This is a genomic window from uncultured Polaribacter sp., assembly GCF_947503875.1.
Classification (GTDB): Bacteria; Bacteroidota; Bacteroidia; order Flavobacteriales; family Flavobacteriaceae; genus Polaribacter.
The window spans coordinates 313,642-340,197 of record NZ_CANNFH010000005.1; the positions used below are offsets into that span (position 1 = coordinate 313,642).

Annotated in this window: 25 protein-coding genes; 11 read left to right on the forward strand and 14 right to left on the reverse strand. The window is 30.7% G+C overall.

Annotated elements, in window-relative coordinates; genetic code table 11:
- The first annotated feature begins 83 nt into the window (after window positions 1-83).
- Complete coding sequence (locus tag Q0684_RS10310) at window positions 84-290, forward strand: DUF2892 domain-containing protein (RefSeq protein WP_299016246.1); 207 nt, start codon at window positions 84-86, stop codon at window positions 288-290.
- A gap of 346 nt (window positions 291-636) precedes the next feature.
- On the opposite strand, the gene Q0684_RS10315 is transcribed toward Q0684_RS10310, so the two are convergent.
- Complete coding sequence (locus Q0684_RS10315; protein WP_299016255.1) at window positions 637-2,556, reverse strand: ATP-binding cassette domain-containing protein; 1,920 nt, start codon at window positions 2,554-2,556, stop codon at window positions 637-639.
- A gap of 46 nt (window positions 2,557-2,602) precedes the next feature.
- Here Q0684_RS10315 and Q0684_RS10320 point away from each other — a divergent pair, with 46 nt between their 5' ends.
- A complete protein-coding gene (locus Q0684_RS10320; protein WP_366140206.1) occupies window positions 2,603-3,013 on the forward strand; it encodes a DUF983 domain-containing protein in 411 nt (136 codons plus the stop codon).
- Here Q0684_RS10320 and Q0684_RS10325 read toward each other — a convergent pair.
- The 4 genes from Q0684_RS10325 to Q0684_RS10340 all read right to left on the reverse strand — a co-directional run bounded on the left by Q0684_RS10325 (window position 3,010) and on the right by Q0684_RS10340 (window position 7,348).
- The gene (locus Q0684_RS10325; protein WP_299016257.1) at window positions 3,010-4,050 is read right to left on the reverse strand and encodes an FAD-binding oxidoreductase; all 1,041 of its coding nucleotides are present in this window, start codon (window positions 4,048-4,050) and stop codon (window positions 3,010-3,012) included. The two genes, Q0684_RS10320 and Q0684_RS10325, sit on opposite strands and share 4 nt — an antisense overlap.
- 58 nt (window positions 4,051-4,108) lie before the next feature.
- On the reverse strand, window positions 4,109-5,794 hold the full coding sequence (gene recJ, locus Q0684_RS10330) for a single-stranded-DNA-specific exonuclease RecJ (RefSeq protein WP_299016259.1): 1,686 nt from the start codon (window positions 5,792-5,794) through the stop codon (window positions 4,109-4,111).
- Between the two features lie 123 nt (window positions 5,795-5,917).
- Window positions 5,918-6,886, reverse strand: a complete 969-nt coding sequence (locus tag Q0684_RS10335; protein ID WP_299016262.1) for a hypothetical protein — start codon at window positions 6,884-6,886, stop codon at window positions 5,918-5,920.
- A gap of 30 nt (window positions 6,887-6,916) precedes the next feature.
- Window positions 6,917-7,348 carry an OsmC family protein gene (locus tag Q0684_RS10340; RefSeq protein ID WP_299016264.1) on the reverse strand — a complete coding sequence of 144 codons (432 nt, stop codon included), beginning with the start codon at window positions 7,346-7,348 and terminating at the stop codon, window positions 6,917-6,919.
- Window positions 7,349-7,429: 81 nt separating this feature from the next.
- Between Q0684_RS10340 and Q0684_RS10345 the strand changes: the two genes are divergently transcribed.
- Together Q0684_RS10345 and Q0684_RS10350 are read left to right on the forward strand one after the other, a co-directional pair.
- The gene (locus Q0684_RS10345; protein ID WP_299016267.1) at window positions 7,430-9,604 is read left to right on the forward strand and encodes a T9SS type B sorting domain-containing protein; all 2,175 of its coding nucleotides are present in this window, start codon (window positions 7,430-7,432) and stop codon (window positions 9,602-9,604) included.
- A 15-nt stretch (window positions 9,605-9,619) separates the two neighbouring features.
- Window positions 9,620-10,222: a carboxymuconolactone decarboxylase family protein gene (locus tag Q0684_RS10350; protein WP_299016270.1), complete on the forward strand. Its 603-nt coding sequence runs from the start codon at window positions 9,620-9,622 to the stop codon at window positions 10,220-10,222.
- Window positions 10,223-10,309: 87 nt separating this feature from the next.
- Here the strand turns inward: Q0684_RS10350 and Q0684_RS10355 are convergent, their stop codons facing one another.
- The 4 genes from Q0684_RS10355 to Q0684_RS10370 form a co-directional block, all read right to left on the reverse strand.
- Window positions 10,310-10,648: a HopJ type III effector protein gene (locus tag Q0684_RS10355; RefSeq protein ID WP_299016272.1), complete on the reverse strand. Its 339-nt coding sequence runs from the start codon at window positions 10,646-10,648 to the stop codon at window positions 10,310-10,312.
- A gap of 45 nt (window positions 10,649-10,693) precedes the next feature.
- Window positions 10,694-11,680 carry an aldo/keto reductase gene (locus Q0684_RS10360; protein WP_299016274.1) on the reverse strand — a complete coding sequence of 329 codons (987 nt, stop codon included), beginning with the start codon at window positions 11,678-11,680 and terminating at the stop codon, window positions 10,694-10,696.
- An 18-nt stretch (window positions 11,681-11,698) separates the two neighbouring features.
- Window positions 11,699-12,376 (reverse strand): 16S rRNA (cytidine(1402)-2'-O)-methyltransferase, encoded by a 678-nt coding sequence (rsmI, locus tag Q0684_RS10365; RefSeq protein ID WP_299016276.1) that lies wholly within the window; start codon window positions 12,374-12,376, stop codon window positions 11,699-11,701.
- A gap of 90 nt (window positions 12,377-12,466) precedes the next feature.
- Window positions 12,467-12,826 (reverse strand): cupin domain-containing protein, encoded by a 360-nt coding sequence (locus tag Q0684_RS10370; RefSeq protein WP_299016278.1) that lies wholly within the window; start codon window positions 12,824-12,826, stop codon window positions 12,467-12,469.
- Window positions 12,827-13,160: 334 nt separating this feature from the next.
- Between Q0684_RS10370 and aspS the strand changes: the two genes are divergently transcribed.
- From aspS to Q0684_RS10385, 3 genes are all read left to right on the forward strand, one after another.
- On the forward strand, window positions 13,161-14,915 hold the full coding sequence (gene aspS, locus Q0684_RS10375; RefSeq protein WP_299016280.1) for an aspartate--tRNA ligase: 1,755 nt from the start codon (window positions 13,161-13,163) through the stop codon (window positions 14,913-14,915).
- A 46-nt stretch (window positions 14,916-14,961) separates the two neighbouring features.
- Complete coding sequence (locus Q0684_RS10380) at window positions 14,962-15,669, forward strand: DUF6503 family protein (RefSeq protein ID WP_299016282.1); 708 nt, start codon at window positions 14,962-14,964, stop codon at window positions 15,667-15,669.
- A gap of 96 nt (window positions 15,670-15,765) precedes the next feature.
- On the forward strand, window positions 15,766-17,547 hold the full coding sequence (locus Q0684_RS10385; protein ID WP_299016284.1) for a chloride channel protein: 1,782 nt from the start codon (window positions 15,766-15,768) through the stop codon (window positions 17,545-17,547).
- A gap of 225 nt (window positions 17,548-17,772) precedes the next feature.
- Here the strand turns inward: Q0684_RS10385 and glpQ are convergent, their stop codons facing one another.
- Window positions 17,773-18,750: a glycerophosphodiester phosphodiesterase gene (gene glpQ / locus Q0684_RS10390; protein ID WP_299016286.1), complete on the reverse strand. Its 978-nt coding sequence runs from the start codon at window positions 18,748-18,750 to the stop codon at window positions 17,773-17,775.
- Between the two features lie 74 nt (window positions 18,751-18,824).
- Between glpQ and Q0684_RS10395 the strand changes: the two genes are divergently transcribed.
- Window positions 18,825-19,064 (forward strand): hypothetical protein, encoded by a 240-nt coding sequence (locus tag Q0684_RS10395; RefSeq protein ID WP_299016287.1) that lies wholly within the window; start codon window positions 18,825-18,827, stop codon window positions 19,062-19,064.
- Here Q0684_RS10395 and Q0684_RS10400 read toward each other — a convergent pair.
- Complete coding sequence (locus Q0684_RS10400) at window positions 19,061-20,035, reverse strand: endonuclease/exonuclease/phosphatase family protein (protein ID WP_299016288.1); 975 nt, start codon at window positions 20,033-20,035, stop codon at window positions 19,061-19,063. The genes Q0684_RS10395 and Q0684_RS10400 overlap by 4 nt on opposite strands.
- 137 nt (window positions 20,036-20,172) lie before the next feature.
- On the opposite strand from Q0684_RS10400, the gene Q0684_RS10405 reads away from it, so the two are divergent.
- From Q0684_RS10405 to hflX, 3 genes are all read left to right on the forward strand, one after another.
- On the forward strand, window positions 20,173-20,862 hold the full coding sequence (locus tag Q0684_RS10405) for a DUF2490 domain-containing protein (RefSeq protein ID WP_299016289.1): 690 nt from the start codon (window positions 20,173-20,175) through the stop codon (window positions 20,860-20,862).
- A gap of 20 nt (window positions 20,863-20,882) precedes the next feature.
- Window positions 20,883-21,635: a carbonic anhydrase family protein gene (locus Q0684_RS10410; protein WP_299016291.1), complete on the forward strand. Its 753-nt coding sequence runs from the start codon at window positions 20,883-20,885 to the stop codon at window positions 21,633-21,635.
- 275 nt (window positions 21,636-21,910) lie between these two features.
- On the forward strand, window positions 21,911-23,125 hold the full coding sequence (gene hflX / locus Q0684_RS10415; protein ID WP_299016293.1) for a GTPase HflX: 1,215 nt from the start codon (window positions 21,911-21,913) through the stop codon (window positions 23,123-23,125).
- 279 nt (window positions 23,126-23,404) lie between these two features.
- Here hflX and Q0684_RS10420 read toward each other — a convergent pair whose 3' ends face one another.
- The 3 genes from Q0684_RS10420 to Q0684_RS10430 all read right to left on the reverse strand — a co-directional run bounded on the left by Q0684_RS10420 (window position 23,405) and on the right by Q0684_RS10430 (window position 26,538).
- A complete protein-coding gene (locus Q0684_RS10420; RefSeq protein WP_299016295.1) occupies window positions 23,405-24,523 on the reverse strand; it encodes a CNNM domain-containing protein in 1,119 nt (372 codons plus the stop codon).
- Window positions 24,524-24,710: 187 nt separating this feature from the next.
- Window positions 24,711-25,613, reverse strand: coding sequence for a DUF3078 domain-containing protein (locus Q0684_RS10425; RefSeq protein WP_299016297.1), 903 nt, complete (start codon window positions 25,611-25,613; stop codon window positions 24,711-24,713).
- A 61-nt stretch (window positions 25,614-25,674) separates the two neighbouring features.
- The gene (locus Q0684_RS10430) at window positions 25,675-26,538 is read right to left on the reverse strand and encodes a DUF3078 domain-containing protein (protein ID WP_299016299.1); all 864 of its coding nucleotides are present in this window, start codon (window positions 26,536-26,538) and stop codon (window positions 25,675-25,677) included.
- Between the last annotated feature and the right edge of the window lie 18 nt (window positions 26,539-26,556).

Here is a 26,556-nt window from a genome sequence, read left to right on the forward strand (position 1 = left end):
TTTTTTAAAATACTTTTGTATCAGTTAGATTGTTGTTTTGCAATCTCTCTAAAATTTAACAATCATTTTAAAAATAAAGAATCATGAAAAAAAACGTAGGAAATCCAGATAGAATTATTAGAGTAATTCTTGCCATTGTATTAGCAGTATTATATTTTACAGGGGTTATTTCTGGAACGTTAGGTTTAGTATTGGTAATTGCAGGAGGCGTATTTTTAGCGACAAGTTTTGTAAGTTTTTGCCCTATTTATGCAGTTTTAGGTAAAAGTACTTGCGCTATAAAAAAGTAAGTATAAAAAGAGGCACTCTAAAAAGTACCAAAGTTTATCATTTTTTAGAACTACTTGCAATAAAACACATTTTATTGTAAGTAGTTTAAAATGCTAAAACTGAGTTAGAATATAATTCTATAAAATTTAAGAGTTTAGATTTCTCTCAAAAGATCCAAAAAACAAAAAAGCGCTAAAAATTGTAACACAACAGTAAGCCCACAAACTTGTCACTTCGATTTTAAGAGAAGTCTCATAAGAGTATGAACTGTGAACCTTACTTAAACGCTTGCTTTGCTTTATGGGATTTCTCCCAAAAGTGGAAATGACAGGTCTAATTGTACTTTTTAGACACTTCTTTTTTGTTTTAAGAAAAGTTAGCGATTTCTGCTTCAACTTTTTCCCAATCTTCCATTAAAGTATCTACTTTGGCTTTTTTAGCTTTGTATTTTTCAAAGAAATTTGGTCTTGCAGAAACTTCTGCATAATTGTTAGCCAATTCTAAATCTTGCTTTTCAATTTCTTTTTCTAAATCTGCAATTTCTGTTTCTATGTTAGACAGCTTATTGTTTAGCTTTTTCAATTGTTTTTCTTGATCTCTAGACAATTGTTGCGCTCCTTTTTTAGAAGAATCTTTAGTAACTTTTACAACCGTTTTCTTTTCAGCTTCACGTAAGCTTTCCATTTTGTGTTGCTCTAAGAAATAATCAATATCGCCTAAATATTCTTTAATTTCTTTGTCTTTAAAGCCGTAGACAGTTGTAGTTAAGCCTTGTAAAAATTCCCTATCGTGAGAAACTACAATTAAGGTTCCGTTAAAATTATTTAACGCTTCTTTTAAAACAGTTTTAGAGGCAATGTCTAAGTGGTTTGTTGGCTCATCCATTATTAAAACATTGAATGGTTGTAATAATAATTTACACAATGCTAACCTGTTTCTTTCTCCTCCAGAAAGTACTTTTGCTTTCTTGTCTACAGCATCTCCACCAAATAAGAAAGAGCCCAACATGTCTCTAACACGCATTCTATTAGTGTCTGTTGCAGCGTCTTCCATAATTTCTAAGACGGTTTTTTCTGGTGGTAAATGTTCAGATTGATTTTGAGCAAAATAACCAACTTCTACATTATGCCCCAATTTTAAATGACCTTCAAAAGGAATTTCACCAACCATCATTTTTGCCAAGGTAGATTTTCCTTGTCCGTTTTGACCAACAAATGCAATTTTGCTATTTCTTTCAATTAATAAATCAACACCATCTAAAACGTGTTTTTCTCCATAACTTTTAGATAAATCTTCGGCTTCAACAATAATTTTACCAGGTTCTTTAGAAATGTTAAAACGCACATTCATTGCCTGATTATCATCTTGGTCTACTTCAATCAATTCAACTTTATCTAGTTGTTTCATTAAAGATTGTGCCATAGAAGCTTTACTTGCTTTGGCTTTAAATTTATCAATCAATAATTTTTTCTGACGAATTTCTTTCTCTTGATTTTTTTGCGCTTGTAACTGCTTTTCTTTGATTTCTCCTCTTAATAATAAGAATTGCGAGTAAGGTTTTTTGTAATCGTAAATTTGCCCTAAAGAAATTTCTATGGTTCTATTGGTTACATTATCTAAAAACATTTTATCGTGAGAAACTAAAACTATCGCGCCAGCGTAAGACTTTAAAAAGTTTTCTAACCAAATAATAGATTCAATATCTAAGTGGTTTGTTGGCTCATCTAAAAGTAGAATATCATTATTTTGTAATAACAATTTTGCCAATTCAATTCGCATTCTCCATCCACCAGAAAAAGTATCGGTAAGTTTATCAAAATCTTCTCTTTGAAAACCTAAACCTTGCAGTATTTTTTCGGTATCTCCTTGGTAATTGTATCCTCCTAAAAGTTCGTAACGTTCTTGTTTGTCTGTTAATTCTTGTATTAATTCTGTGTAAGAATCGCTTTCGTAATCTGTTCTGGTGGTAAGTTGATTATTAATAGCATCTAACTCTAATTCTATTGCTTTTATTTCTTCAAAAGCTTGGTAAGCTTCTTCTAAAATGGTCCTTCCTTCTACAAAATCTATGTCTTGTCTTAAAAAGCCCATTCTAATATCTTTATCAAAAGCCATAGTACCACCACTGGTTTCTATATCTTTAGAAAGTACTTTTAAAAGGGTAGATTTTCCGGCTCCATTTTTACCAATCAAACCAATTCTATCTCCTTTATTTAGTTTAAAGGTTATTCCTGAAAATAAATCAGTTCCCATAAATGAAACTGTTAAATTATGTACGTTTAGCATGAAATGTAATGATTGTTACTGAATTAAAGTTGTAAAAAATTTACCTTTGCAAAAGTATATAATTTTTAAGGTTACTATGTTTAAAAAAGGAACAAAAATCTACAGTATTTTAAAAGGGAAGTGTCCACAATGTCATGAAGGTGATTTTTTTAAGCATAAATTTACATTTAACCCTGCAAAAATTACAACATTACATAGCAATTGCCCAAATTGTAATTTAAAATATATGATGGAACCTTCTTTTTTTTATGGCGCCATGTATGTAAATTACGGAATTACAGTAGCACTTTCTGTTGCCGTTTTTGTAATTGCCTCTGTATTTTTTGGTTTGGAATTATTACACTCCTTTTTAGCAATTGTTATTGCATTAATTGTTTTGGCACCTGTAAACTTGCGTTTGTCTAGAATTCTTTGGATAAATATGTTTGTTGGTTATAAAAAGGATAAGAAAAGTTAATTAAATCGCATTATATCTGCCTTTTCATCCAAAGCCTCATTTTTAGTAATATGATTGAATAAATTTTTAGCCATAGTTGGTGCTAACATTACACCTCTTGTGCCTAAACCATTTAAAATAGCTAAGTTTTTATGAGTTTTATGCAAGCCTATAAATGGTTTTCTATCTGCAGTTGCTGGTCTTATGCCTGCAGTTTGGTCAATAATTGTATAGGGAACATCAATTACCTTTTTTAATTTTTCTACCAGTTCTTCTTTCCCGTCTTCAGACGGACTAGAGGTTTTGTCTTTATGATTAAAAGTGGCGCCAACTTTGTAATGATGATCTCCTAAAGGAATTAAAAATAAAGCCGATTTTAATAAAAATTCGATATTAATTTCTGGTGCATAAATGGTAATTAATTCTCCTTTTACTTCATCTAAAGGTAAATAATTAAAAAACGGATTTTCTTTCATTCCAAAACCTTCACAAAAAACAATTTTTTTACAACTAATATCTTTGTAGGTTATTTTTTCTTCGGAAATTTCTAATTGTTGATGCTCAAAAGCTTCAAAGCGAATTGCGTTTAATTCTTTTAGGTAATTTCTGTAAGCACTTACCAATTTTAAAGTGTCTATTCTACCAGCTTCATTTACAATACCAAAACCAAAATCGCCAACAACACCAGTTACTTTTTCATGTGCTATTTTAGAATTCATAAATTGTTTTAGTTTTGGTTTATCAGAAAGTGCAAACCAATTGTTTTGTTCTTCAATAGACTTGAAGGCTCTTTTAATTTCGAATTTTTCATCGAATTTTTGATTTAGTTTTTTTTCTAAACCCTCATAAAAAGGCATTGCCAAATCTATTTGTTCTGCTGCATTCCAAACAGGTGTAAACCGTCTTAAAATAACAGGATTGTAAACGCCACCTGCAACCAAAGAAGAAGTTTGCGAAGCATCTTCAAAAACAATAAAGGTTTTTTTAGCAGTAATTAATTCTTCTGCAAAAGCCAACCCTGCCAAACCTAAACCAACAATTATGTAATCTACTTTCATAGTACAAAAATAATTAAGTTTTTTGTTGAAGTTAGCAATTGAACCGATAAAATAAAGACTATTTTAAATCTTTTAAAACTAACTGAATGGATTTGTGTCCATTCCATTCATTTTCATCTAAATTATAGGCAATATCAAAATCGTTTTGCGCGGTTTCTAATTTATCACCCAAATTAAAACCAATGGCATTGTAGGTTTTTTTATTATCACCTTGAAAAACATTTAATTTTAAGTGTGTTTTTTCTGCACCAACTTGTTTACCATAGCCATTATCTCTAACACAAGTTGTGGTAAAAGTAGGTTTCATATTCATAGGTCCAAAAGGCGCCATTTGCTGAATAATTCTAAAAAACTTTGGCGTAATTTCAGTGAAATCTATAGCAGCATCTATACTAATTTCTGGAGTTAGTAGTTTTTTATCTATGGTTTTAGAGACTACTTCTTCAAACTTGTTTTTAAAATTCTGGTAATTTTCTGGCAACAAAGTTAAACCTGCTGCATATTTATGGCCACCAAATTGTTCTATAAATTCGCTACAAGCCTCTAGCGCATTGTAAACATCAAAACCTTTTACAGAACGTGCAGAAGCTGCTAATTTATCGCCACTTTTAGTAAAAACTAAGGTTGGTCTGTAAAATTTTTCTATTAATCTAGAGGCTACAATACCAATAACGCCTTTGTGCCAATCTTCTTTATAAACAACAGAGGTAAATTTTTCTTCCTCTTTATTATCAATAATCTGAATTAAAGCTTCGTTGGTAATTTTTTTGTCTAAATCTTTTCTGTCTGCATTAAAAATTTCTATGGCTGCAGAAAATTCTACAGCTGATTCAAAATCCATTTCAGTAAGTAATTCTACAGCATAATTACCATGTTTCATTCTGCCAGCGGCATTAATTCTAGGTGCAATTATAAAAACCACATCTGTTATGGTAAGTTCTTTCTTTTTTATTTGATGAATAATGGCTTTAATTCCGTTTCTGGGATTTTGATTAATTACCTGCAATCCATAATAAGCTAAAACTCTGTTTTCCCCATTTATGGGTACAATATCTGCAGCAATTGCAGTAGCTACCAAATCTAAATATGGTACAAAATGTTCAATATTTTGATTTCTAGAAACACCCAAAGCTTGTATCAATTTAAAGCCAACGCCACAACCACACAATTCATCAAAAGGGTAGTGGCAATCTTCTTGTTTTGCATTTAAAACAGCAACGGCTTTTGGTATTTCTTTACCTGGTTTGTGATGATCACAAATAATAAAATCGATATTTTTCTCTTTGGCATAAGCTACTTTTTCAATAGCTTTAATACCACAATCTAAGGCAATAATTAAAGAGAAATCATTGTCGTGTGCAAAATCAATTCCTATATATGAAATACCATAACCTTCTGCATATCTATCTGGAATGTAAGTTGCTATATTTGGGTGAATTGTTTTTAAATAGGAAGCAACTAAAGAAACTGCGGTAGTTCCATCTACATCATAATCGCCATAAATTAAAATATTTTCATTGTTGGCAATTGCTTTTTCAATTCTAGCAACAGCCAATTCCATATCCTTCATTAAAAAAGGATCATGAATGTCGTCTAAACTAGGTCTAAAATAATTTTTAGCCGCTTCAAAAGTTGTAATATTACGCTGACAAAGAATTTTTGCAATACTTTTATCTACTTGCAATTCTTTGGCGAGTGCAATTACGTTTTCAGCTTTAGGCTCAGGTTTTAAAGTCCACCTCATAAATTTTTATAGAACGTGTTTATATATGGTTTGTTGCGTGGTTAAGCAACTAATTTACTAAATAAAAATTAACCAAGAAAGTTCGCGAGGATTTTCGCAAGTAAGCAAATATCTAGCAATAAATTATATATGGTGTTGTACATAGTTGTTTTGTCTTTCGTCTCTTATTTCTAAATCCACATCTAACAATTCTTTTTTTAAATTATTCCATATTTTTTTTGTGAAAAGATCTGCTCCAAATTTATATTGCTTATGATTATTTAAAATTATCCTCAAATGTTTTCTTTTCAAAATTTCAAAAAGCATTGCATCTTTTTCTATAACAATTTCTCTAATATTATTGATGTTAATACTTTTTTTTACCCAAAAGAAATTTTCATTTTTTATAGTTAATTGGTTGTTTTGAAAATTGAAATAATACATAAATTTTGATTGCCAAAACCAAATCAATAAACAAACAATAAGGACAAAGATTATTCCATTATTATTTATATTCTCAGATAAAAATAGGTTTTTGGTTAAAAGATAAAAAATAATTCCCCAAGTAGTTATACCACGTAATTTTAAGAACTGATTATTTCTAAATTCAATATTTTTAAAGTTAATATTTGGTCTTTTATTATTTTCTTGGAATTTTTCCTGTAAAAGTAATTTTAGTTCATTAAGATTCTCATAATATTCGTCAAAAAAGTGAAGGATTATTTCATTTTCTAATTCAATTTCCATTCCCTCTTTAAACATAAATTCTTTAATTCTGTACCTATTATATTGAAAAAAATATTTACCTGTAAGATTTATTCTTTTAATTTTATCTATCGAGTATTTCTTTTTATTAACTTGGATTTCAGTTTTAGAAAATCTAATTTTTGGTACTTTTTTCAGCCTGTTATATAATTCATAAATACCAACTAAAATGAATAAAAAGCACGCTCCAAAAGAAATAAAAAATTTATAATTTTGAGGTTCATTTTCGACTTTTAATGTTTCTAAAAATATTATAATTCCAAAAATTCCTATTGAAAATGTGAAAAGAATAATTAATATTGGTCGTAAATAAACTTGTAAAATGTTTCTTCTAATTTCTGTCATCAATTGTGCACAACTAGTTTTAATGTCTTTTTTTTACTTTTCTATAGCATGTAAATGGATTTCTGTTTCAATTGCTGCAAATTGTCTAAACATTTCCATTACTCCACAATACTTTGTAACTGATAAATTCACCGCTTTCTGAATTTTTTCTGGTTTTAAATCTGCATCTGTAAAGTGATAATCTACTTTTACCTTGTTGTAAAACTTTGGGTGTTCATCTGTTAACTCTGCAGTAACGATTACTTTAAAATCTGCAACTTCTGCACGCATTTTCTCTAATAAAGAAACCACATCTAAACCAGAACAACCTGCTAAAGAAGATAGCATTAAAGCTTTTGGTGCAAAACCAACAGTATCTCCATTATCTTGAGATTTATCAAACATAGTTAATTCGTGCCCAGCAGGATTGTCTGTTTTAAAATGAGATTTTCCTGTCCAAGTTGTAGTAATTATATTTTGTGTCATAAATTGTATTTTTAAGGATTGAAGTATTAAATTGTGCTTGGATTACAAAAATAGAAAAAAGACAACTAGTAATAGATTAAAATGAAATTATCTCGATTGTATAAGTTTAACTTATTTTTTATCTTTTATTTTGTTGTAATACAGCATAACTATAGTCAAGATGTTGCACCAGAACTTACTGCAAGTGGTAATCAAGTTTTTTGCCCTGGCACAGCTATACCAATTGTTACAGATTTTAATATAACAGATGATGATGATACTGGAACTGCAAATTTTTTTATTCAGATTTCTTCAGGTTATCAAGTAGGATTCGATTTTTTAGAATTAACAGGAAATCATCCTAATATTTCACAAAGTTGGAGTGGTAACGATGGGAAGTTAACACTTTCTTCCACCACAAATGGAGCAGAAATGCTTTTTCAAGATTTAATAAATGCTGTTAAAGAGGTAGTTTTTACTACAACAGCGACAGATATAAGCTTAGAAAAAACTTTTTCTTTAACAATAGACGATGCAAATTATTTACCAGCAACAGACCATTTTTATGAATTTGTTTCTAATGAGGGCATTACTTGGCAAAATGCTAAAATTGCCGCAGAAAATAGAACGTATTTTGGTAGAAAAGGATACTTGGCAACATTAACTAGCGAAGAAGAGGCAAATTTTGCCGGTAAACAGGTTTCTGGTGCAGGTTGGATTGGTGGTTCTGACGAAGAAACAGAAGGAGTTTGGAAATGGGTTACTGGACCAGAAGCAGGAACTGTTTTTTGGAATGGACAAGTTAATGGAACAACACCAAATTTTGCAAAATGGAATAATAATGAACCAAATGATTTTAGATTAGAAAACCCTGAAGGAGAGCATTATGCGCATATCACAGATCCGTCTATTGGAATAGTTGGTGCTTGGAATGATTTACCTAACGAAGGAGGAACAAATTTATATGTTCCTAGAGGTTATATTGTAGAATATGGTGCACCAGGAGATCCTGTTTTAAATATTGCTGTAAGTACTAGAATTTACATACCACAAATAATATCAACAGAAAATGCGATTGTTTGCGAATCTGGTCTTGCAACAATTACAGCTAATGCTTCTGAAGGAGAAATAGTTTGGTTTGATTCAGAAACAGGAGGTTTAGAGGTTGGAAGAGGTTCTAATTTTACAACACCAATCTTAACAAATTCCACCACTTATTATGCTACAATAGCGTTAAATGGTTGTTTAAATTTTGATAAAATACCTGTTTTAGTAGATGTAATAAATAGGCCGTCAATTACAAATGTTACAAACGATTTAGTTTGTTCTGGAACAGCTCTTTTGTCTGCAACACCTTCTTCTGGAAGTGTTTTTTGGTATGAAACTGAAACGAGTACAGAAGTAATTGCAACAGGTGTAAATTTTAGAACACCTGTTTTAACAGCAACTAGATCTTACTTTGTTGAAGCAAGTAGTTTTAATTGTGTTTCTTTTAATAGAACAGAAATTATTGCAACCTTAGACGCTACAGTGCCAACGTTTGAGATAGAACAAGAAAATTATGTTTTATGTAATAATGTTGGATCTGTAACTTTAAGAACCGTAAATGCTTTGGGCAGCTATAATTATTTTTGGACAAGAAATAACACAGTTTTTTCTGGAAATTCACCTGAAATAACAACAAACCAAATAGGTGAATATACTGTTAAAGCAGTGTCTGAAGCCGGTTGTGAATCTTTAGAACAAACGATTATTGTTAAAAATTCAGAAATTGCATCAGTTGTAAAAGAAGATGTTGTTATTATGGATTATGCTGATAACATTACTATAGAAATTGTAAATGATAATTTAGGAGTTGGAGATTATGAATTTGCTTTAGATAATGAGTTTGGAACGTATCAAGAAATTGGCTTTTTTGATAATATTACTACAGGAATTCATACTTTATTTATAAGAGATAAAGGAGGTTGTGGAGTAAAAGCTTACAAATTTTCTATTTTAGAATATTCTAAATTTTTTACACCAAATAATGATGGTATTAATGATTATTGGAATATTAAAGGTTTTGATAAAGATTTTTACACCATTTCAGAGATTTATATTTTTAACAGATTTGGAGTTTTAATTCATAAAATAGATATTGATAGTTTAGGTTGGGATGGAACTTATGAAGGAAAAATATTACCATCTGATAGTTATTGGTTTAAGGCAAAACTTACAGATATTAACGGATTTACAATAGAAAAAACAGGCAATTTTAGCCTATTAAGAAAATAACTAAAAAAAGAATACATGGCTTTAGTAACACCTTTAAGTGCAGCACACGATTTAGAAACCAAAGAATTGGCAGAGTTTTTTAATGAAACCTTAGGGTTTTGTCCCAATTCTGTATTAACCATGCAACGCAGACCTGCAATTTCCAAAGCTTTTATCAATTTGAATAAAGCAGTTATGGCAAATGAAGGGAAAGTAACGTCTGCTTTAAAAAGAATGATTGCTTGGGTTTCTAGTAATGCTACAGGTTGTAGATATTGCCAAGCGCATGCAATTAGAGCTGCAGAACGTTATGGAGCAGAACAAGAACAGTTAGATAACATTTGGGAATACAAAACGCATCCTGCATTTTCAGATGCAGAAAGAGCCGCTTTAGATTTTTCTTTAGCAGCATCTGTTGTGCCAAATGCAGTGAATGCAGCAATTAAAAAAGAACTATATAAATATTGGGATGAAGGTGAAATTGTAGAAATGTTAGGTGTAATTTCTCTATTTGGGTATTTAAATAGATGGAACGATTCTATGGGAACAACTATGGAGCAAGGTGCAATAGATTCTGGAAATCAATATTTAGGAAAACACGGTTTTGAAGTTGGTAAACACGATGGTTCTAAATATTAAGTAGGCTTTTTTTAATAGGTGAAAACCACGCTTTTTAAGCGTGGTTTTTTATTATAAGATAATGTTATTACAAATAACAAAATAGATCTACTTTAACGCTAATGCTTCTCCATTAAAATTTAGACCGTCAAAGCCAGTTTGCATAAAATTTCTAATATTTTGGTGAGCGTCTCCATTTGCATCTTCCAAAACATTTTGGTAATGCTCACCAAAACAAGCTAAAGTTTCTGCTTTAGATAATTTTTGAAGTTTTGCGAAAGCAAATAATTTACAAGAACCAGAATTTTCGCCAGCTTTATTTTCTATTGTACCATTTGTAAATGCAGTTGGTGTAAACTTGTAATTGTCTTCTATAACCTGCATTGTATCAGAAAATGCTACTGTTGTATTTTCTTGTAATTTTGTTTTAAATTCTTGAATTGTCATATATAAAAATTGTAAAATGATGTATAAATTATTTTGTTGAAAAAATTACCATAAATGATGTACCTCTTCTTTAATATAAGTATCGTAAATTGTTTTTACTTGTGTTAGTTGTTCCTTAGAAATTGGTTTTGCATTATTGGTTTTTATGTTAGATAATAATTGGTCTGTACTAGAAGCACCAGGAATTACACAACTAATTTCGTTAAAAGTTAAAATCCATTGTAAAGCTTTATGCACAAGGTTTTCATCTTCATTAAATATTGTTTTTAATGCTGCAACAGCTTGTAAACCTAAATTGTAATCTATTCCAGAAAAGGTTTCTCCTTTATCAAAAGCTTCTCCTTTTCTATTAAAAAAACGATGGTCTTCTTTACCAAAAGTAGTATCTGTATTAAATTTTCCTGTTAACAAACCACTAGCCAATGGAACACGTGCAATAATACCTACATTTTTCTGTTTTGCCTCATTAAAAAATAGTGCATTTGGTTTTTGACGAAACATATTAAAGATAATTTGTACGGTACTTACACCATTAAATTCTATTGCTTTTAAAGCTTCGTCTACCTTTTCTACACTTACGCCATAGTTTCTAATTTTACCTTCTTTTGTTAAATCGTCAAACAAACCAAAAATTTCTGGACGATTGTAAACTTCTGTTGGCGGGCAATGTAGCTGAATCAAATCAATTCTATCTAAACCTAAATTTGTTAAACTATCTTCTACAAATTTTCTTAAAGCGGCAGTTGTATATGCATTATTTGTGTGTGGATTCAATTGGCGCCCACATTTTGTAGCAATATAAACTTCTTCATTACTAGAACGAACAATTTCTCCAACTACTTTTTCGCTTAAACCATCACTATAAACATCTGCAGTATCTATAAAGTTAATACCATTATCTATAGCAGTTTTAATAATATTTTCTGCATTCTTAAAACTGAAATCACTTCCCCATTTACCTCCAACTTGCCAAGTTCCTAAACTTATTTCTGATATGTCTAAATTGGTTTTACCTAATTTTCTGTAGTTCATTTTTTTATTTTTTATTTTTTATTTGGAAGATTTCCCTTCAACAATAACCACAATTTCTCCTTTGGGTGCTTTTTTAGTAAAATGTGCTAAAACTTCTGTGGCAGTTCCTCTAATGGTTTCTTCAAACATTTTGGTAAGTTCTCTAGAAACAGAAACTTGTCTTTCTGCACCAAAATACTCAATAAAATGCCCTAAAGTTTTTACCAATTTATGCGGACTTTCATAAAAAATCATGGTTCTTTTTTCTTCGGATAAAAGTAAAAAACGTGTTTGACGTCCTTTTTTTACTGGTAAAAAACCTTCAAAGACAAACTTATCGTTTGGTAAGCCAGAATTTACCAAAGCTGGTACAAAAGCAGTTGCTCCTGGTAAACATTCAACATCAATGTTATTTTCTACACAAGCTCTAGTTAGTAAAAAACCAGGATCTGAAATGGCAGGTGTGCCAGCATCAGAAATTAAGGCGCAGGTTTCTCCGTTTTGAATTCTTTGCACAATTCCTTTTACAGATTTGTGCTCATTATGCATGTGATGCGAATGCATTTGTGTAGCAATCTCAAAATGTTTTAGTAGTTTTCCACTAGTTCTGGTATCTTCTGCTAAAATAAAATCGACTTCTTTTAAGATTCTGATTGCTCTAAAAGTAATGTCTTCTAAATTACCAATTGGAGTGGGAACTAAATATAGTTTGCTCATTGTATTTGGTTGTTGGTTTTTGATTGCTGGTTTTTGGTTTATTTATAGCTTATTTGACTAACCACTAAAAACCAAAAACCATTAACTAATTTAAATTTCTTCGTAATTCTCAACTGTAATATCTGCCTTTACATCTCCTGTATGTTTGGTGGTTAAAGGCTCAAATAACAAAATATGTACTTCTTCTTTTGCAACAGGTTTGTGTTCTACACCTTTTGGTACAACATAAAATTCGCCTTTGTTTATGGTGATGATTTCATTACGCAAATGCATTTCTAAAACGCCTTTTTGTACCATAAAAAGTTCGTCTTCATTATCGTGTTTATGAAAAACGAATTCGCCTTTTATTTTTGCTAATAAAATTTGTTGTCCGTTTAATTCGCCAATTTTTTTGGGAGACCATTGGTCTTCAAACAAATTAAATTTTTCTTGAATATTAATTACGCTCATAATTGCAAGTTTATAGAGTATGGGATCGCATTTTGCGTTACCGATTGAAACGGCATCCTTTTTATGCTCTGCTAAAATAGCTATTTGTTTGTTAAAGTAAATAGTTGTTTTGGAAGAAAAAATGTTTGAATAAATTTAGCATAAAAAGATATAGTGGAAAGCGGGGTATTTCTAATAAGAAATGAACGCCCAAAAAACTATTTTTCTAATGATTTTGATTAAATTTGCGCCAAGTTCTGAAAGAAATTCAGAATTATAGAAACGTAATAAAGATTCTGAATCATACTGAAACAAGTTCAGCATAAAAGTTCAGAATTACAAATTTTCAATTTGTATGTATAGAAGTCATTCTTGTGGCGAGTTAAACGCTACACACATTAATAAAGAGGTAACCTTAGCAGGTTGGGTACAAAAATCTAGAGACAAAGGTTTTATAATTTGGGTAGATTTAAGAGATCGTTATGGAATTACGCAACTTATTTTTGATGAAGAGCGCACGCCAGCAGAAATGATGGAAAAAGCAAGGTCTTTGGGAAGAGAATTTGTGATACAAGTTACAGGTACTGTAATTGAGCGTGAATCTAAAAGTACCAAATTGGCAACTGGCGCAATTGAAGTTTTGGTTTCTAAATTACAAATTTTAAACCAAGCTATTACGCCACCTTTTACTATTGAAGATGAAACTGATGGTGGAGAAGATATTAGGATGAAATACAGATATCTTGATATTAGAAGAAATCCTGTAAAAGACAGTTTAATTTTTCGTCATAAAGTGGCAATGGAAGTTAGAAAATACTTGTCTGATCAAGAATTTATAGAAGTAGAAACACCATATTTAATAAAATCTACACCAGAAGGTGCAAGAGATTTTGTGGTGCCTTCGCGTATGAATGAAGGGCAGTTTTATGCTTTACCACAATCTCCACAAACCTTTAAACAACTATTAATGGTTGGTGGAATGGATAAATATTTTCAGATTGTAAAGTGTTTTAGAGACGAAGATTTACGTGCAGACAGACAACCAGAATTTACTCAAATAGACTGTGAAATGGCGTTTGTTGAGCAAGAAGATATTTTAAATATTTTTGAAGGTTTAACACGTCATTTGCTAAAAGAAGTAAATGGAGTAGAGGTAGATAAGTTTCCAAGAATGTTGTACGATGATGCAATGCGTTTGTATGGAAATGACAAGCCAGATATTAGATTTGGAATGGAGTTTGCAGAATTAAATGCAGTTACACAGCACAAAGATTTTGGTGTTTTTAATAGCGCTGAATTGGTGGTTGGTATTGCAGTTCCTGGAGCAAATAGCTACACAAGAAAAGAAATAGACAATCTTATAAAATGGGTAAAGCGTCCGCAAGTTGGTGCTTTAGGTATGATTTATTGTAGAGTAAATGAAGATGGAACGTTTAAATCTTCTGTAGATAAATTTTACGATCAAGAAGATTTGGCAAAATGGGTAGCAGCAACAGATGCAAAACCTGGAGATTTAGTGTGTGTTTTATCTGGAGAAACCAATAAAGTAAGAGCACAAATGTCTGCTTTACGTATGGAATTGGCAGAACGTTTAGGTTTGAGAGATCCAAAAGTTTTTGCACCACTTTGGGTAATAGATTTTCCTTTGTTAGAATTAGATGAAGAAACAGGGCATTATCATGCAATGCACCATCCATTTACATCGCCAAAACCTGGGCAATTAGAATTACTAGACTCTAAACCAGGAGAAGTAAAAGCAAATGCGTACGATTTGGTTTTAAACGGAAACGAAATTGGTGGAGGTTCTATTAGAATACACGATAAAGCAACGCAAGCAACCATGTTAAAACATTTAGGTTTTTCTGAAGAAGAAGCCAAAGCACAATTTGGTTTTTTAATGGATGCTTTTGAATATGGTGCGCCACCTCATGGAGGTTTGGCTTTTGGTTTAGATAGATTAGTAGCTATTTTAGGTGGCCAAGAAACCATTAGAGATTTTATTGCATTCCCAAAAAATAATTCTGGTAGAGATGTTATGATTGATGCACCTGCTTTTGTAGATGATGCACAATTGAAAGAGCTGAGCTTGAAATTGGATATACAATCATAAAAATTTTAAATCCCGCTTTTGCGGGATTTTTTATTACATTTAAAGTATGAAAAATCGAACCACACTTTTATTACTTTTTATTTCAATAATTTCATTTTCACAAGAAATTACAGGAGACCAATTGCTAGAAAAAGCAATTAAATTTCACGACTCAAATAACAATTGGGAAACCTTTAAAGGAGAACTTTTTGTAACTATGGAAATTCCAAAACGTTCGCCAAGAAAAAGTAATATTCGTATAAATTTACCCCAACAATATTTTTCTGTAAAAGCACAAAGAGATACCATTATTACAGAATTTGCTGTAAACAAAACCGATTGCAGTTTCGCAATAAACGGAAATACAAATCCGTCTAAGGAATTGAAAAAGAAATACAGTTTGAACTGCGATAGAGCAAATATGTATAAAAATTATTACACCTATTTGTATGGTTTACCAATGAAGTTAAAAGACGAAGGCACTATTATAGACCAAAAAGTAACAAAGAAAACTTTTAAAGGTAAAGAATATTTAGTTTTAAAAGCAACGTATACAAAAGAAGTTGGTAAAGATACTTGGTACTTTTATTTCAATCCAAAAACCTATGCTATGGAAGTGTATCAGTTTTTTAAAGACACAAAAACTAGTGGAGAATATATTCTTTTATCAGGTTTAGAAACTATTAATGCTATTAAAATGCCAAAAACAAGAGCTTGGTTTTATAATAAAGACAATGTTTATTTAGGAACTGATATTTTATCAAAATCAAAATAATATTTAAAAATTGTCATTTCGACCTTGTGGAGAAATCTCAATAAAATATAGTAAACAAACCATCAAACTCCCCTAAAATTAACAATTAAACTATAAATGCCATCAACCAAAAATATATTCAAAAAAATACTCATTTGGCGTTACAAAAGTATTTCTGAACGTCAGTTTTTGTTTATCCTGAGTATCCTAGTTGGTTTTTTAGCAGGTTTTGGTACAGTTATTCTTAAAAACTTAACACACGCCATTCAGTTATTACTTTCTATAGATTTTTTAACAAACTATAAGAGTTCGCTTTATTTTATTTTTCCTATTATAGGTTTGTTTATTGTGGCTATTATCAAAAAAAAATGGTTAAAAAAACACATTGGTCATGGTATTTCTACCACATTATATGCCATCTCTAAAAAAAAGGGAATCATACCCAAATACAATATTTTTGCCTCTTTAATTACAGCACCTTTAACCGCTGGTTTTGGTGGTTCTGTAGGTTTGCAAGGGCCAGCTGTAAGTGCAGGTACAGCCTTAGCATCATACACATCGCAGTTGTTTCACATGTCTACAAAAACACGCATGTTGTTAATTGGTTGTGCAACTGCAGGTGCCATGTCTTCTATGTTTCAAGCGCCCATTGCAGGTATTGTTTTTGCTTTAGAAGTATTTAGTTTAGATATTGCATTTGTGTCTTTAGTACCATTGTTGTTGGCTTCTGTTTCTGCAATTATAACCTCTTATTTTTTCTTGGGTAATGATGTTTTATTGGGTTTTGAGTTGGCAAATAAATTCAAAATTTCAGAAATTTTTTTCTATGCCATTTTAGGCATTTTTACAGGTATTGTCTCTATCTATTTTTCTGTAGTTTATTTTGCTATTAGAAAATTCTTTTATCAGTTTGAAAAAAGATTTACCCGTTTTTTAATTGGTAGCATAGTTATAGGTTTTATACTTTTTTTAATGCCAGCTTTGTACGGAGAAGGTTATGGCTTAATAAATAATTTGTTAGAAGGCAACCATTTGGCTGCAATTGGAGATATGCCTTTCAATTTCGATAAGAACAACATTTGGTTAATCATACTTTTTTTACTGTTAATTACCATTTTTAAAGCCATTGCAATGAGTACCACTTTTGCAGCAGGTGGCGTTGGTGGTATATTTATTCCTACCTTGGTAATGGGCAGTGCAGTTGGTAATGCATTTGCAAAAATTATAAATAATATAGGTTTAGGTTTTCATGTTTCAGAAACAAATTTTACACTAATTGGCATGACAGGTTTAATGGCCGGAGTTTTACATGCGCCTTTAACTGCAATTTTTTTAATCGCAGAAATTACAGGTGGTTACGATTTATTTGTGCCTTTAATGTTGGTAGCTGCCATTTCTTTTGCCTTTACAAAATACTTTGTATCCAACTCCATTTACACCTATAAATTAGCACAAAGAGGAGAACTTATTACGCATAATAAAGACAAAAACGTAATGATGATGATGCAGATTGATGAACTTATAGAAACCAATTTTAAAACCATACAACCAGACATGTTCTTGGGCGATGTTTTAAAAAATGCAGTCGCTAAATCTTCTAGAAATATTTTTCCTGTGGTAGACAGCAAAAATCAGTTTTTGGGTATTGTTTTGTTAGACGATCTTAGACCTGTAATGTTTGATACCGTTTTGTACAAAAGCACCACCATAGAAACTTTTATGAAAGCGTCGCCAGAAACCATTGCTATAAATGATAATGTAGAAAAAGTAATGCAAAAATTTAAAACGAGTAAAGCGTGGAATTTGCCTGTTGTAAAAGATGGTGTTTACGTTGGTTTTATCTCTAAATCTAAGTTGTTAACAGCCTATAGAAATAAATTGGTAGAAGTAACCAATTAGTCGTATTAGAAGCTATTTCCTGCCATCACTACTCAATTTTTTTACCATAAAAAATGGTAAAAAAGATTTCAAACATTTAGCCTATCCTGAGCGAAGTCGAAGTGCTCTGTCAGGGCTAAACTTGTTTGCCAGCTTTTAGGACTAATTTTAAAGCCACTTATATTTAATCATTTTTACATAGCCCTTAAAGGGTTCAAAACGCTGTAAGGGCTGAACATTAATTGATTATTTGTTTAAAAAATCAACCATCAAATCAGGAAAATCTGTAAAAGCACCATCAATATTTGCTTCAATTAAAAGGGTTTGCATCAATTCATCAAAAGACGTAAACTCATCTAATTTATCTGCTCTAAACGTATAAGGATGCACTTGTAAACCCAATTTGTGGGCCTCAGTTACTAAAGAAGTAAACTCCCATTTTCCCGCAATTTTTTTATCTAAAATCTGTTTGTACCAAGGTCCAATTCCGTCTGCATAAGTGGCAAAATGTTTCAGATTTTTGGTCTCTTCTTCAAACTCAATTAACTGTACCAAGAACAATTCACTCTTTAATTCCTTACGAATACGTTTTAATTCTTTAGCATCAAAACATTGTAAAATACAATTATCTTCTTTAGAAGTATAACTGTAATCAGCTAATGTTTTTAATACGATTTCTGTGATTTTTTTGCCTTCGTTTTTATGAAATTTAGGTTCTTTAATTTCAGGATAAATCCCAATATTTTTACCTGTACTTTGGTTTAAGCCTTGTATAAAGGCTATTTCTTCAGCAAAAGAATGTATTTTAAAGTCTCCTATTCCTTTAGCAAATCTACTAGAAAAATATTGTTTACCAGTTTTAGGGTTAAAACGCTCTGTAACTTGCAGTGTTTTTAGTTCTTCAAAAGTAAAATCTACTACGTAATACCTACCATCTTCTCTTTTTCTATTGGTGTATTTTGTAGCAATATCAGTAACATCATCCAAATAGATATCATGTATTACAATAGGCACATCATCTTTACTTAATACCAAATCTTGCTCTATAAAATCTACATTCATTGCAAAAGCCATGGCTTTAGATTCCATGGTATGTTCAGGTAAATAACCAGAAGCACCTCTGTGTGCAATTACAACTTTTTTGTTCATGTTTTGCGAATTTATTTTAAGGGACTTACAAGAAACTAATAAGAATCCAATTAGAAGTAAATAAATTAATTTCATTAAATGCTTTATGTATTTTTAATTTTCTTTAGCAACAATAAAAAGTAAAGATATACTTTTTGTAATTTTGCAATATGAAATTAGCATTAAAAATACTTTTTATCATATTTATAGTTTGGATGTCTGTAGGTTTTTATCTAATCAACACAGAGCACGAAAAGGCACAAATAGTTATGGGTTTAGGTGTTTTATATCTTTCTTTTATATTTATGCCTATTTTTATTTATGCGAGGTATAAAGGTGGCAGGTATAAAAAGTATATTATAAATGACGAAATTTTAAGAAAAGCATTTAAGCAGCATGGTAAAAATTAATCTTTCTTCTTTAAAAAAGCATATACAGGAAAATGGTCTGAAAAACCACCTTGATACCATTTGCCAATATAAGTTCTAAACGGACTTCCCTTTAATTTTCCTTTAAAGTTTTTCAACCACTCTTTGTTAAAAACTTCGGCATGTTTAAGATATAGTTTGCCTTCTTTTTTCTCTTTAAAATTCTCAGAAAATAGAATTTGGTCAAATAAATTCCATTTGCCACTATAGGTTAATGTACCTGAGCTTTCTTTATCCCAAAGACTAATCATCGGATTTATAAAGCCAGCTTTTTCTATTAATTTTACACTTTTACTGGTTGGGTCGTCATTAAAATCGCCCATAATAATAATTTTGGCATCAAAATTTTTGTCTCTAATATTGGCTACAATGCTTTTAACTGTTTCTGCTGCAATAATTCTTTTAGGTTCAGTTTCTTTTTGTCCTGCTCTTCTAGAAGACCAATGGTTTACTAAAACATGAATTAATTCTCCATGCAGATTTCCAGTAACTTCTAAAATATCTCTAGTATAATCTCTTTTCCCTTCTTCATTTTTTAAATAAACAGGATGCGTTTTAGAATTTAAATATTCAAAAAAATGTTTGTTGTATAGCAATGCAACATCAATTCCTCTTTCGTCTGGCGAATCGTAATGCGCAAAACCATAAGGAAACTTTCTTAAATTAGAGGAGTTCACCAGATCTTCAACAACATTGGCATTTTCAACTTCAACTAAACCCACAATTGCTGGTGGAAATTTAGAGCGATTTAAACCCATTTGAGAAATTACAGAACCTAATTTTTTAATTTTTATACGATATCGTTTGTGGCTCCATTGTTTCTTGCCTTTTTGGGTAAAAGCATCATCTAAAGTATTAGGGTTGTCTTTGGTATCAAACAAATTCTCTACATTATAAAAACCAATAGTTGTAATTTTTTTACTTTGATTTTTAGACGAAATAGATAGAAACATAAAAGGCTTTTGTAGTTCAGGTAAATGTATTAAATATTAGGTTCTTATTTGTGTATTAAGTTAAATAGATGTTAATGTTAATTTTAAAACGCTTTATTAATAGTAATACTTTTATATTTACTTTATAAATGTTAAAAATGAAAAAAAACATCCTTTTAATTGTTGCAATTATTTTAAGCGGCAGTGCATTCTCACAAATAGATGAAAGCCAAACAGGGGCTTGGTATATGTATTTTTTTAATCATCAATTTAAAAATTCGCAATGGGGTATTCAAGGAGATTTACAACATAGAGATTGGCAAATTCTTGGAGATCAAGAACAATTAATGTTACGTTCTGGTATTACGTATAAGCCAAAAGACGCTAATATTTTGTTTACTGGTGGTTTTGCTAATATAACTACAGGTACTTTTGGAGATGATGATAGTACTACAAATGAAAACAGAATTTATCAAGAAGCATTAATACCTCAAAAAATAGGTAGCCGATTTTTACTAACACATCGTTTTAGATATGAGCAAAGATGGGTAGAAAACCAAGATTTTAGAACAAGATACAGATACAATCTATTTGTAAATGTACCATTTAATAGTAAAACTCTCAGTCCAAAAACAATTTACGGGGCTTTTTACAACGAGCTTTTTATAAATGGCGAAAGAAATATTGGAAATAATCAATCTGTAGAATTTTTTGATAGAAATAGAACTTATTTGGGTTTAGGTTATGTTTTAAACCCTAAAATTAGGTTTCAAGTAGGGTGGATGGAACAAACTACAAATAATTGGAGTAAAGGGCAGTTGCAGTTCAGTATGCATCATAATTTTTAATAACAACAAAAAACAATAAAATGAGAAAAGTATTTAATTATTTAGGTATTGTAGTAGTATCATTATCAATGTTAGCTTGTGCTACAGATAAAAAAGAAGTTAGTAAAAATGTTGCTACAGCAATAGAAAAAGCGCCAATTAAAAGCATTTTAACGGCAGAGGAACAAATCAATATGAGTCCAGATGAGATTATTGGGCGTTTAAAAAAAGGTAATGAAAATTTTGTAGCCAATAATTTAACGCAAAGAGACCATTCTGCGCAAAGAAGAGAAGCTATGATTGGGCAATATCCTAAGGCAATTGTATTATCTTGTGTAGATAGTAGAGTGCCCGTAGAAGATGTTTTTGATTTAGGTATTGGAGATATTTTTGTGGCAAGAGTTGCAGGTAATATAGAAAATGATGAAATTGTTGGTTCTATGGAGTTTGCCACAGCCGTTGCAGGTTCTAAATTGGTTATTGTTATGGGGCATACTGCATGTGGTGCAGTAAAACATGCCATAGACAATACAGATGCTGCTGCTATGGAAATGAATGCCTTACAAAATTTGTTAAATGAAATTAAGCCTTCTGTGGCAAAAACAGAAATTAAAGGAGAAGTTTCCTCTAAAAATACAGAGTTTACAAATAATGTAATACATAACAATGCTGTAAAAACGGTTGAAGATATTAGAATAGCTTCACCTAAAATGGCATCCTTAGAAAAAGAAGGTAAAATTAAAATTGTAGCAGCTGTTTATAATATGGCAACTGGTAAAGTACAATTTATATAAGCTAATTAATTTTTTGTTTGATTTTTAGTTGGTACCATAAAGAGCAATCTTTTAGTACCAACTTTTTTTTGCAGATTAAATAATTTCTTAACATAAAAAAAAGGATTTCTTAATAAATCATTAAGTAATTTATACAAATGAAAATATTAAATTTGTAATGCACAAAACGTAGTAAACTTTGTGTTTCATAATTTGAATTAATAAAATAATACCCGAATTTTAGTTCGGGTTTTTTTGTGCCATTTCCAATCTAAAACTTTGTATTTTTGCAACCTATGATAGACGCAAAAGAAGCCATTTCAGAAAAAGCTGTTTTAATTGGTATAATTACGCAGCAACAAAACGAAGCAAAGTCTGACGAGTATTTAGATGAGTTACAATTTTTAACAGAAACTGCTGGTGGAGTTCCTGTAAAGCGTTTTGTGCAAAAAATGGACAAGCCCAATCCTAAAACTTTTTTGGGAGCTGGTAAGTTAGATGAAGTAAAATCTTTTATTGAAGCAAAAGGTATAGGAACTGCTATTTTTGATGATGAGCTATCTCCAGCACAACTAAGAAATATAGAAAAAATATTAGACTGTAAAATTTTAGATAGAACCAATTTAATACTAGATATTTTTGCACAAAGAGCACAAACAAGTTCTGCAAAAACCCAAGTAGAATTGGCACAAAGCGAATATCTTTTACCACGTTTAACTAGACTTTGGACGCACTTAGACAAGCAAAAAGGTGGTATTGGAATGCGTGGACCTGGAGAAACAGAAATAGAAACAGATAGACGTATTATTAGAGATAAAATTGCTGTTTTAAAAAAGCGTTTAAAAACCATAGACAAACAAATGGCAGTGCAACGCAAAAACCGTGGTAAAATGGTGCGTGTTGCTTTGGTAGGGTACACCAACGTTGGTAAATCTACCTTAATGAATGTAATTAGTAAAAGCGATGTTTTTGCAGAAAATAAACTTTTTGCAACCTTAGACACTACTGTTCGTAAAGTAGTTATTAAAAATATTCCTTTTTTAATGACAGATACTGTTGGTTTTATTAGAAAATTGCCAACCCAGTTGGTAGAATCTTTTAAATCTACATTAGATGAGGTTAGAGAAGCAGATTTATTATTGCATGTGGTAGATATTTCACATCCAAATTTCGAAGATCATATTAGCTCTGTAAATTCTATTTTAGACGATATAAAGTGCGCAGACAAGCCTACACTAATGGTATTTAATAAGATAGATGCTTATGAACACGAAACCATTGCAGAAGACGATTTAGAAACAGAAAGAACTAAAGAACACTACACTTTAGAAGATTGGCAAAAAACTTGGATGAATGACAAAGACGTGGAATCTATATTTATATCTGCCCTAAACAAAGAAAACTTAAACGATTTTAAAGATAAAACTTACGAAGAAGTAAAGAAAATTCATATACAGCGTTTTCCTTATAACGACTTTTTGTATTACGAATACAAAGAAGAAGAACAATAGTATTTTATTTTTTTGGGCGCCTGCCTACCGCAGGCAGGTTTTAACGGGATTTCCGTACGCGCTTTGCACTTAAAAAAGTGCAAGAGCTAAAACAATACTGCAATCCCTAATACAAAATACATTAAGAGTAATTTAAACACTTATTTTATTTTGTAGAAGTTTAGTTTTAATTATAAACAAAAAAGTATCGGAGCTTTATTCTTTTATCTAGAAGTAATTAGTTGTGTAAACTAAAACTTAGTAAAAGATTTTTGAGCGAATTATTTTAAAAACAAAATTTTATATTTCTTTAGTATCATCACCAGCAATACCCATTCTTTTTGCACGGCTTTTCCAAGATTTTCTAGCATAAGATTGTAGGTCTGCAATATTATCAGATTCATCCATGATTTCTAAACCTAGTAAAGTTTCTATAACATCTTCTTGAGAAACCAATCCGCTAACAGAACCGTATTCATCTACAACCAAAGCAATATGCTCTTTTACTTTAATTAATTCATCAAACAAATCAGCAATAGATAAATCTCTATTAGTAACAGTAATATTTCTTTTAATACTTGCTAATTTTTCTGAACCTTTATTTTTAACTAATGCCTCTAGTAAATTATTTTTTAAGAAATATCCTGTAATTTCATCAGGGTTTTCTGCAAAAACCGGTATTCTAGAAAAACGTAGATTTTTATGGGCATCATAAAACTCTTTAATGGTTAAGTTTTCATCTGCAATTTCTATAACAGATCTTGGTGTCATTACATCGTTTACTTTTATTTCTTTAAATCCAAGCATATTACGAATTACCTTACTCTCATTTTTTTGAAAAACACCATCTTTTTCTGCCATATCTGTCATCACCAAAAAACTTTCTCTGCTTAAAACACTACCATGCCCTTTGCCACCAATTAGCTTCGTAGTTAGCTGTAAAACCCATAAAATGCCAGTGTACTTTAACGGAAAAATCATTACGTTAAGTGCTTTAGAGGTAAAGTTTGCCAATTGTTTCCAGTAAGTTGCGCCAATGGTTTTGGGTATAATTTCTGATGCTACTAAAATTAAAATAGTCATTACAGTAGAAACAACACCTACCATAACATCTTCTGTTACTTTAACGCCAAGTATGGTTTTTACTGCTGCACCATATATTTCTGCATAAGCAACTTTGGCTTGTACACCAACTAAAATTGCGCCAACCGTATGTGCAATGGTATTTATGGTTAAAATTGCAATTAAAGGCTTGTCTACATCTTTTTTTAGTATCTCTAAACTAGCGGCGTATGCTTCTCCTTCACTTTTTTTAAGATTAATAAAAGTTGGTGTTATACTTAATAAAACGGCTTCTAGTATAGAGCACAGAAAAGAGAAAAATATAGAAATAGTAGCGTAAATTATTAATAAAGTCATAAAACGTAAATTGAAATGTAAAAATAATTAAAAAATAGGATATTAGCTTTCTATATCTGCATTAATAGTGTGGTTTTTACTTAAAATTTGTTAATAATCCATAATTATTTTTCCATTATTTTGAATTAAAAAAAGCCTCAAAAAAATATTTTTTTTGAGGCTTTTTTTAATTCTATTTGTTTAATTCTTACAAGGAATAATTGATACCAAATAACCAGTAAGATTGTGTTTTATTATCTGCATCACTTAAAGCAACACCCTGAAAGTTTGCTGCTTCTTGCCTGTTACCTCTTAACCCTACTTCTAAACCTAAACCAATACCTTTGTATAAGGTGTAACCAAAAGAGTTTGTCCAAGTCCAGTTAGATAAATCAGAAGATTCATAACTTTGAAAAACAGATAAATTAGATTTTACGCTTAAGTCTCCGTATTGGTTTGTGTAATCTGCAACAATTTTTGCACCTAAAGAAGATTCAAAAACGCTGTTTCCATTACTAAAAACAAAATTGTAGTTTCCTGGGTGCATTACTACTACTAAATGGCTAGTAGGTGTCCAAGTTAAACCAGCACCTATGTCTAAATACCCTGGGTTATTAAAATTATCAATTATTGTAGTTCTGTATTCTGCTAATCCAGAAACTGCCCATGTTTTACTTAAATTTCTACCATATAAAGAAGTAATTGTAAAAACATCTGTAGCTGCTTCAAAATCTTCATCACCTTGTATTGTTTTATCATCTAATTTTACCCACCCAAGATTAACGTTTGCTGAGTTTCTCCAGAAAAATTTATCTTGAATTAAGTTAGCAAAACCATTTAAAGTTATTCCAATATTTCCTGCAGATGCATCTGGAGCAGTTCTTGCATACCAATTGTTAAAACCAGATAAACTAGCGCCAACTGTACCAAAAGCGCCTTTTCTCCAACCAGGTAACGCATCTAATTTTGCTTGAATTCCGTTAGCCTCTCCTTGTAATTTAGAAATAGAAGACTTTTTTTCGCTTAATTCTTTTTTTAGCTCTTCTTCAGTTTGAGCCTGAAAAGAAAAACTTATTAAAATTAAAATAAGTAAGATTGATGATTTTTTCATGTTTTTGATTTTTTAATTTAGCGAGCAAATGCACACTTTTTATAATTTAGACAAGAAAATTTTAATAAGTCACTTTTTCGTGGAAACTATAATTTAATCCCAGTCCAAATAATTGTCTAAACTGTATGTTAGGTGAAGCATTATCATCTATAATAGTGTGTAAAGTAATTAACATTTTAATGTTTTTATTTACTTTAAATCGTATGTTGGTTAAGTAGTCAACATCAATATTACCAACATTTGCCAAATAATCTGTGTATAAGGTTAAAATGTTTTCCATCTCTATATTAGAGGTTATCGTAAATTTATAATATCCAGATAGGTTAAAACCTAAACTAAAAGCGGTGGTTTTGCCTTCATTTACACCAAACTGACCTGCAAAATTTTTATTTACAAATGTATATCTTGCTGTGGCTGGTGCTATATTAAAATTTAAGTCGTCAGATTTTTTCCAGAGCATTCCAGGACCAAAGGTTAAATATGCAGGAGAAAAAAATTGAGATACTAATGTTCTAGGTTCGGTTCTATAATTAAAACCGTCTGTATATTGCGTTCTAAAATTACCAAGAAAAGATAAAAACCAATACTTACCAGTTTTGTAACCCATTAAGGTGTTTAGTTCTAGTCTATCGTCTGTTTTTCTATACCCCTTATCTTCTATATGGCTTAAACCATAACTGGTTATTAATCTTGTATCCCAGTTTAAATTATTTTTCTTGTAATTGAAATCGTAATTTAAATTCAAATTACCTGCAATGGTGTTTTCTCCACCAGAAGCCCAGTTTGTAAAAGAAGATTGATTGAAGATAAAAGCAAACCTCCCATGAATTTTCCATTTTGGTTGTGGTAGTGTGTCTTTTTTCTTTTTTTGCGCGTAACTAATGCAGCAGACGAAAAACAGTAAAAGAAGGAGTATCTTCTTCATTTATAGAATTTAAGCAGT

What these genes read in the sequence shown, in the direction of transcription:
- rsmI (WP_299016276.1), bottom strand. Translation starts at nt 12,376, where the DNA reads ATGAGCAAACTATATTTAGTTCCCACTCCAATTGGTAATTTAGAAGAC.
- Q0684_RS10420 (WP_299016295.1), bottom strand. Translation starts at nt 24,523, where the DNA reads ATGACTTTATTAATAATTTACGCTACTATTTCTATATTTTTCTCTTTT.
- Q0684_RS10315 (WP_299016255.1), bottom strand. Translation starts at nt 2,556, where the DNA reads ATGCTAAACGTACATAATTTAACAGTTTCATTTATGGGAACTGATTTA.
- Q0684_RS10345 (WP_299016267.1), top strand. Translation starts at nt 7,430, where the DNA reads ATGAAATTATCTCGATTGTATAAGTTTAACTTATTTTTTATCTTTTAT.
- Q0684_RS10385 (WP_299016284.1), top strand. Translation starts at nt 15,766, where the DNA reads ATGCCATCAACCAAAAATATATTCAAAAAAATACTCATTTGGCGTTAC.
- Q0684_RS10430 (WP_299016299.1), bottom strand. Translation starts at nt 26,538, where the DNA reads ATGAAGAAGATACTCCTTCTTTTACTGTTTTTCGTCTGCTGCATTAGT.
- Q0684_RS10400 (WP_299016288.1), bottom strand. Translation starts at nt 20,035, where the DNA reads ATGTTTCTATCTATTTCGTCTAAAAATCAAAGTAAAAAAATTACAACT.
- Q0684_RS10370 (WP_299016278.1), bottom strand. Translation starts at nt 12,826, where the DNA reads ATGAGCGTAATTAATATTCAAGAAAAATTTAATTTGTTTGAAGACCAA.
- Q0684_RS10340 (WP_299016264.1), bottom strand. Translation starts at nt 7,348, where the DNA reads ATGACACAAAATATAATTACTACAACTTGGACAGGAAAATCTCATTTT.
- Q0684_RS10350 (WP_299016270.1), top strand. Translation starts at nt 9,620, where the DNA reads ATGGCTTTAGTAACACCTTTAAGTGCAGCACACGATTTAGAAACCAAA.
- recJ (WP_299016259.1), bottom strand. Translation starts at nt 5,794, where the DNA reads ATGAGGTGGACTTTAAAACCTGAGCCTAAAGCTGAAAACGTAATTGCA.
- Q0684_RS10425 (WP_299016297.1), bottom strand. Translation starts at nt 25,613, where the DNA reads ATGAAAAAATCATCAATCTTACTTATTTTAATTTTAATAAGTTTTTCT.
- Q0684_RS10395 (WP_299016287.1), top strand. Translation starts at nt 18,825, where the DNA reads ATGAAATTAGCATTAAAAATACTTTTTATCATATTTATAGTTTGGATG.
- hflX (WP_299016293.1), top strand. Translation starts at nt 21,911, where the DNA reads ATGATAGACGCAAAAGAAGCCATTTCAGAAAAAGCTGTTTTAATTGGT.
- Q0684_RS10360 (WP_299016274.1), bottom strand. Translation starts at nt 11,680, where the DNA reads ATGAACTACAGAAAATTAGGTAAAACCAATTTAGACATATCAGAAATA.
- Q0684_RS10380 (WP_299016282.1), top strand. Translation starts at nt 14,962, where the DNA reads ATGAAAAATCGAACCACACTTTTATTACTTTTTATTTCAATAATTTCA.
- Q0684_RS10325 (WP_299016257.1), bottom strand. Translation starts at nt 4,050, where the DNA reads ATGAAAGTAGATTACATAATTGTTGGTTTAGGTTTGGCAGGGTTGGCT.
- aspS (WP_299016280.1), top strand. Translation starts at nt 13,161, where the DNA reads ATGTATAGAAGTCATTCTTGTGGCGAGTTAAACGCTACACACATTAAT.
- Q0684_RS10355 (WP_299016272.1), bottom strand. Translation starts at nt 10,648, where the DNA reads ATGACAATTCAAGAATTTAAAACAAAATTACAAGAAAATACAACAGTA.
- Q0684_RS10405 (WP_299016289.1), top strand. Translation starts at nt 20,173, where the DNA reads ATGAAAAAAAACATCCTTTTAATTGTTGCAATTATTTTAAGCGGCAGT.
- glpQ (WP_299016286.1), bottom strand. Translation starts at nt 18,750, where the DNA reads ATGAAATTAATTTATTTACTTCTAATTGGATTCTTATTAGTTTCTTGT.
- Q0684_RS10410 (WP_299016291.1), top strand. Translation starts at nt 20,883, where the DNA reads ATGAGAAAAGTATTTAATTATTTAGGTATTGTAGTAGTATCATTATCA.
- Q0684_RS10310 (WP_299016246.1), top strand. Translation starts at nt 84, where the DNA reads ATGAAAAAAAACGTAGGAAATCCAGATAGAATTATTAGAGTAATTCTT.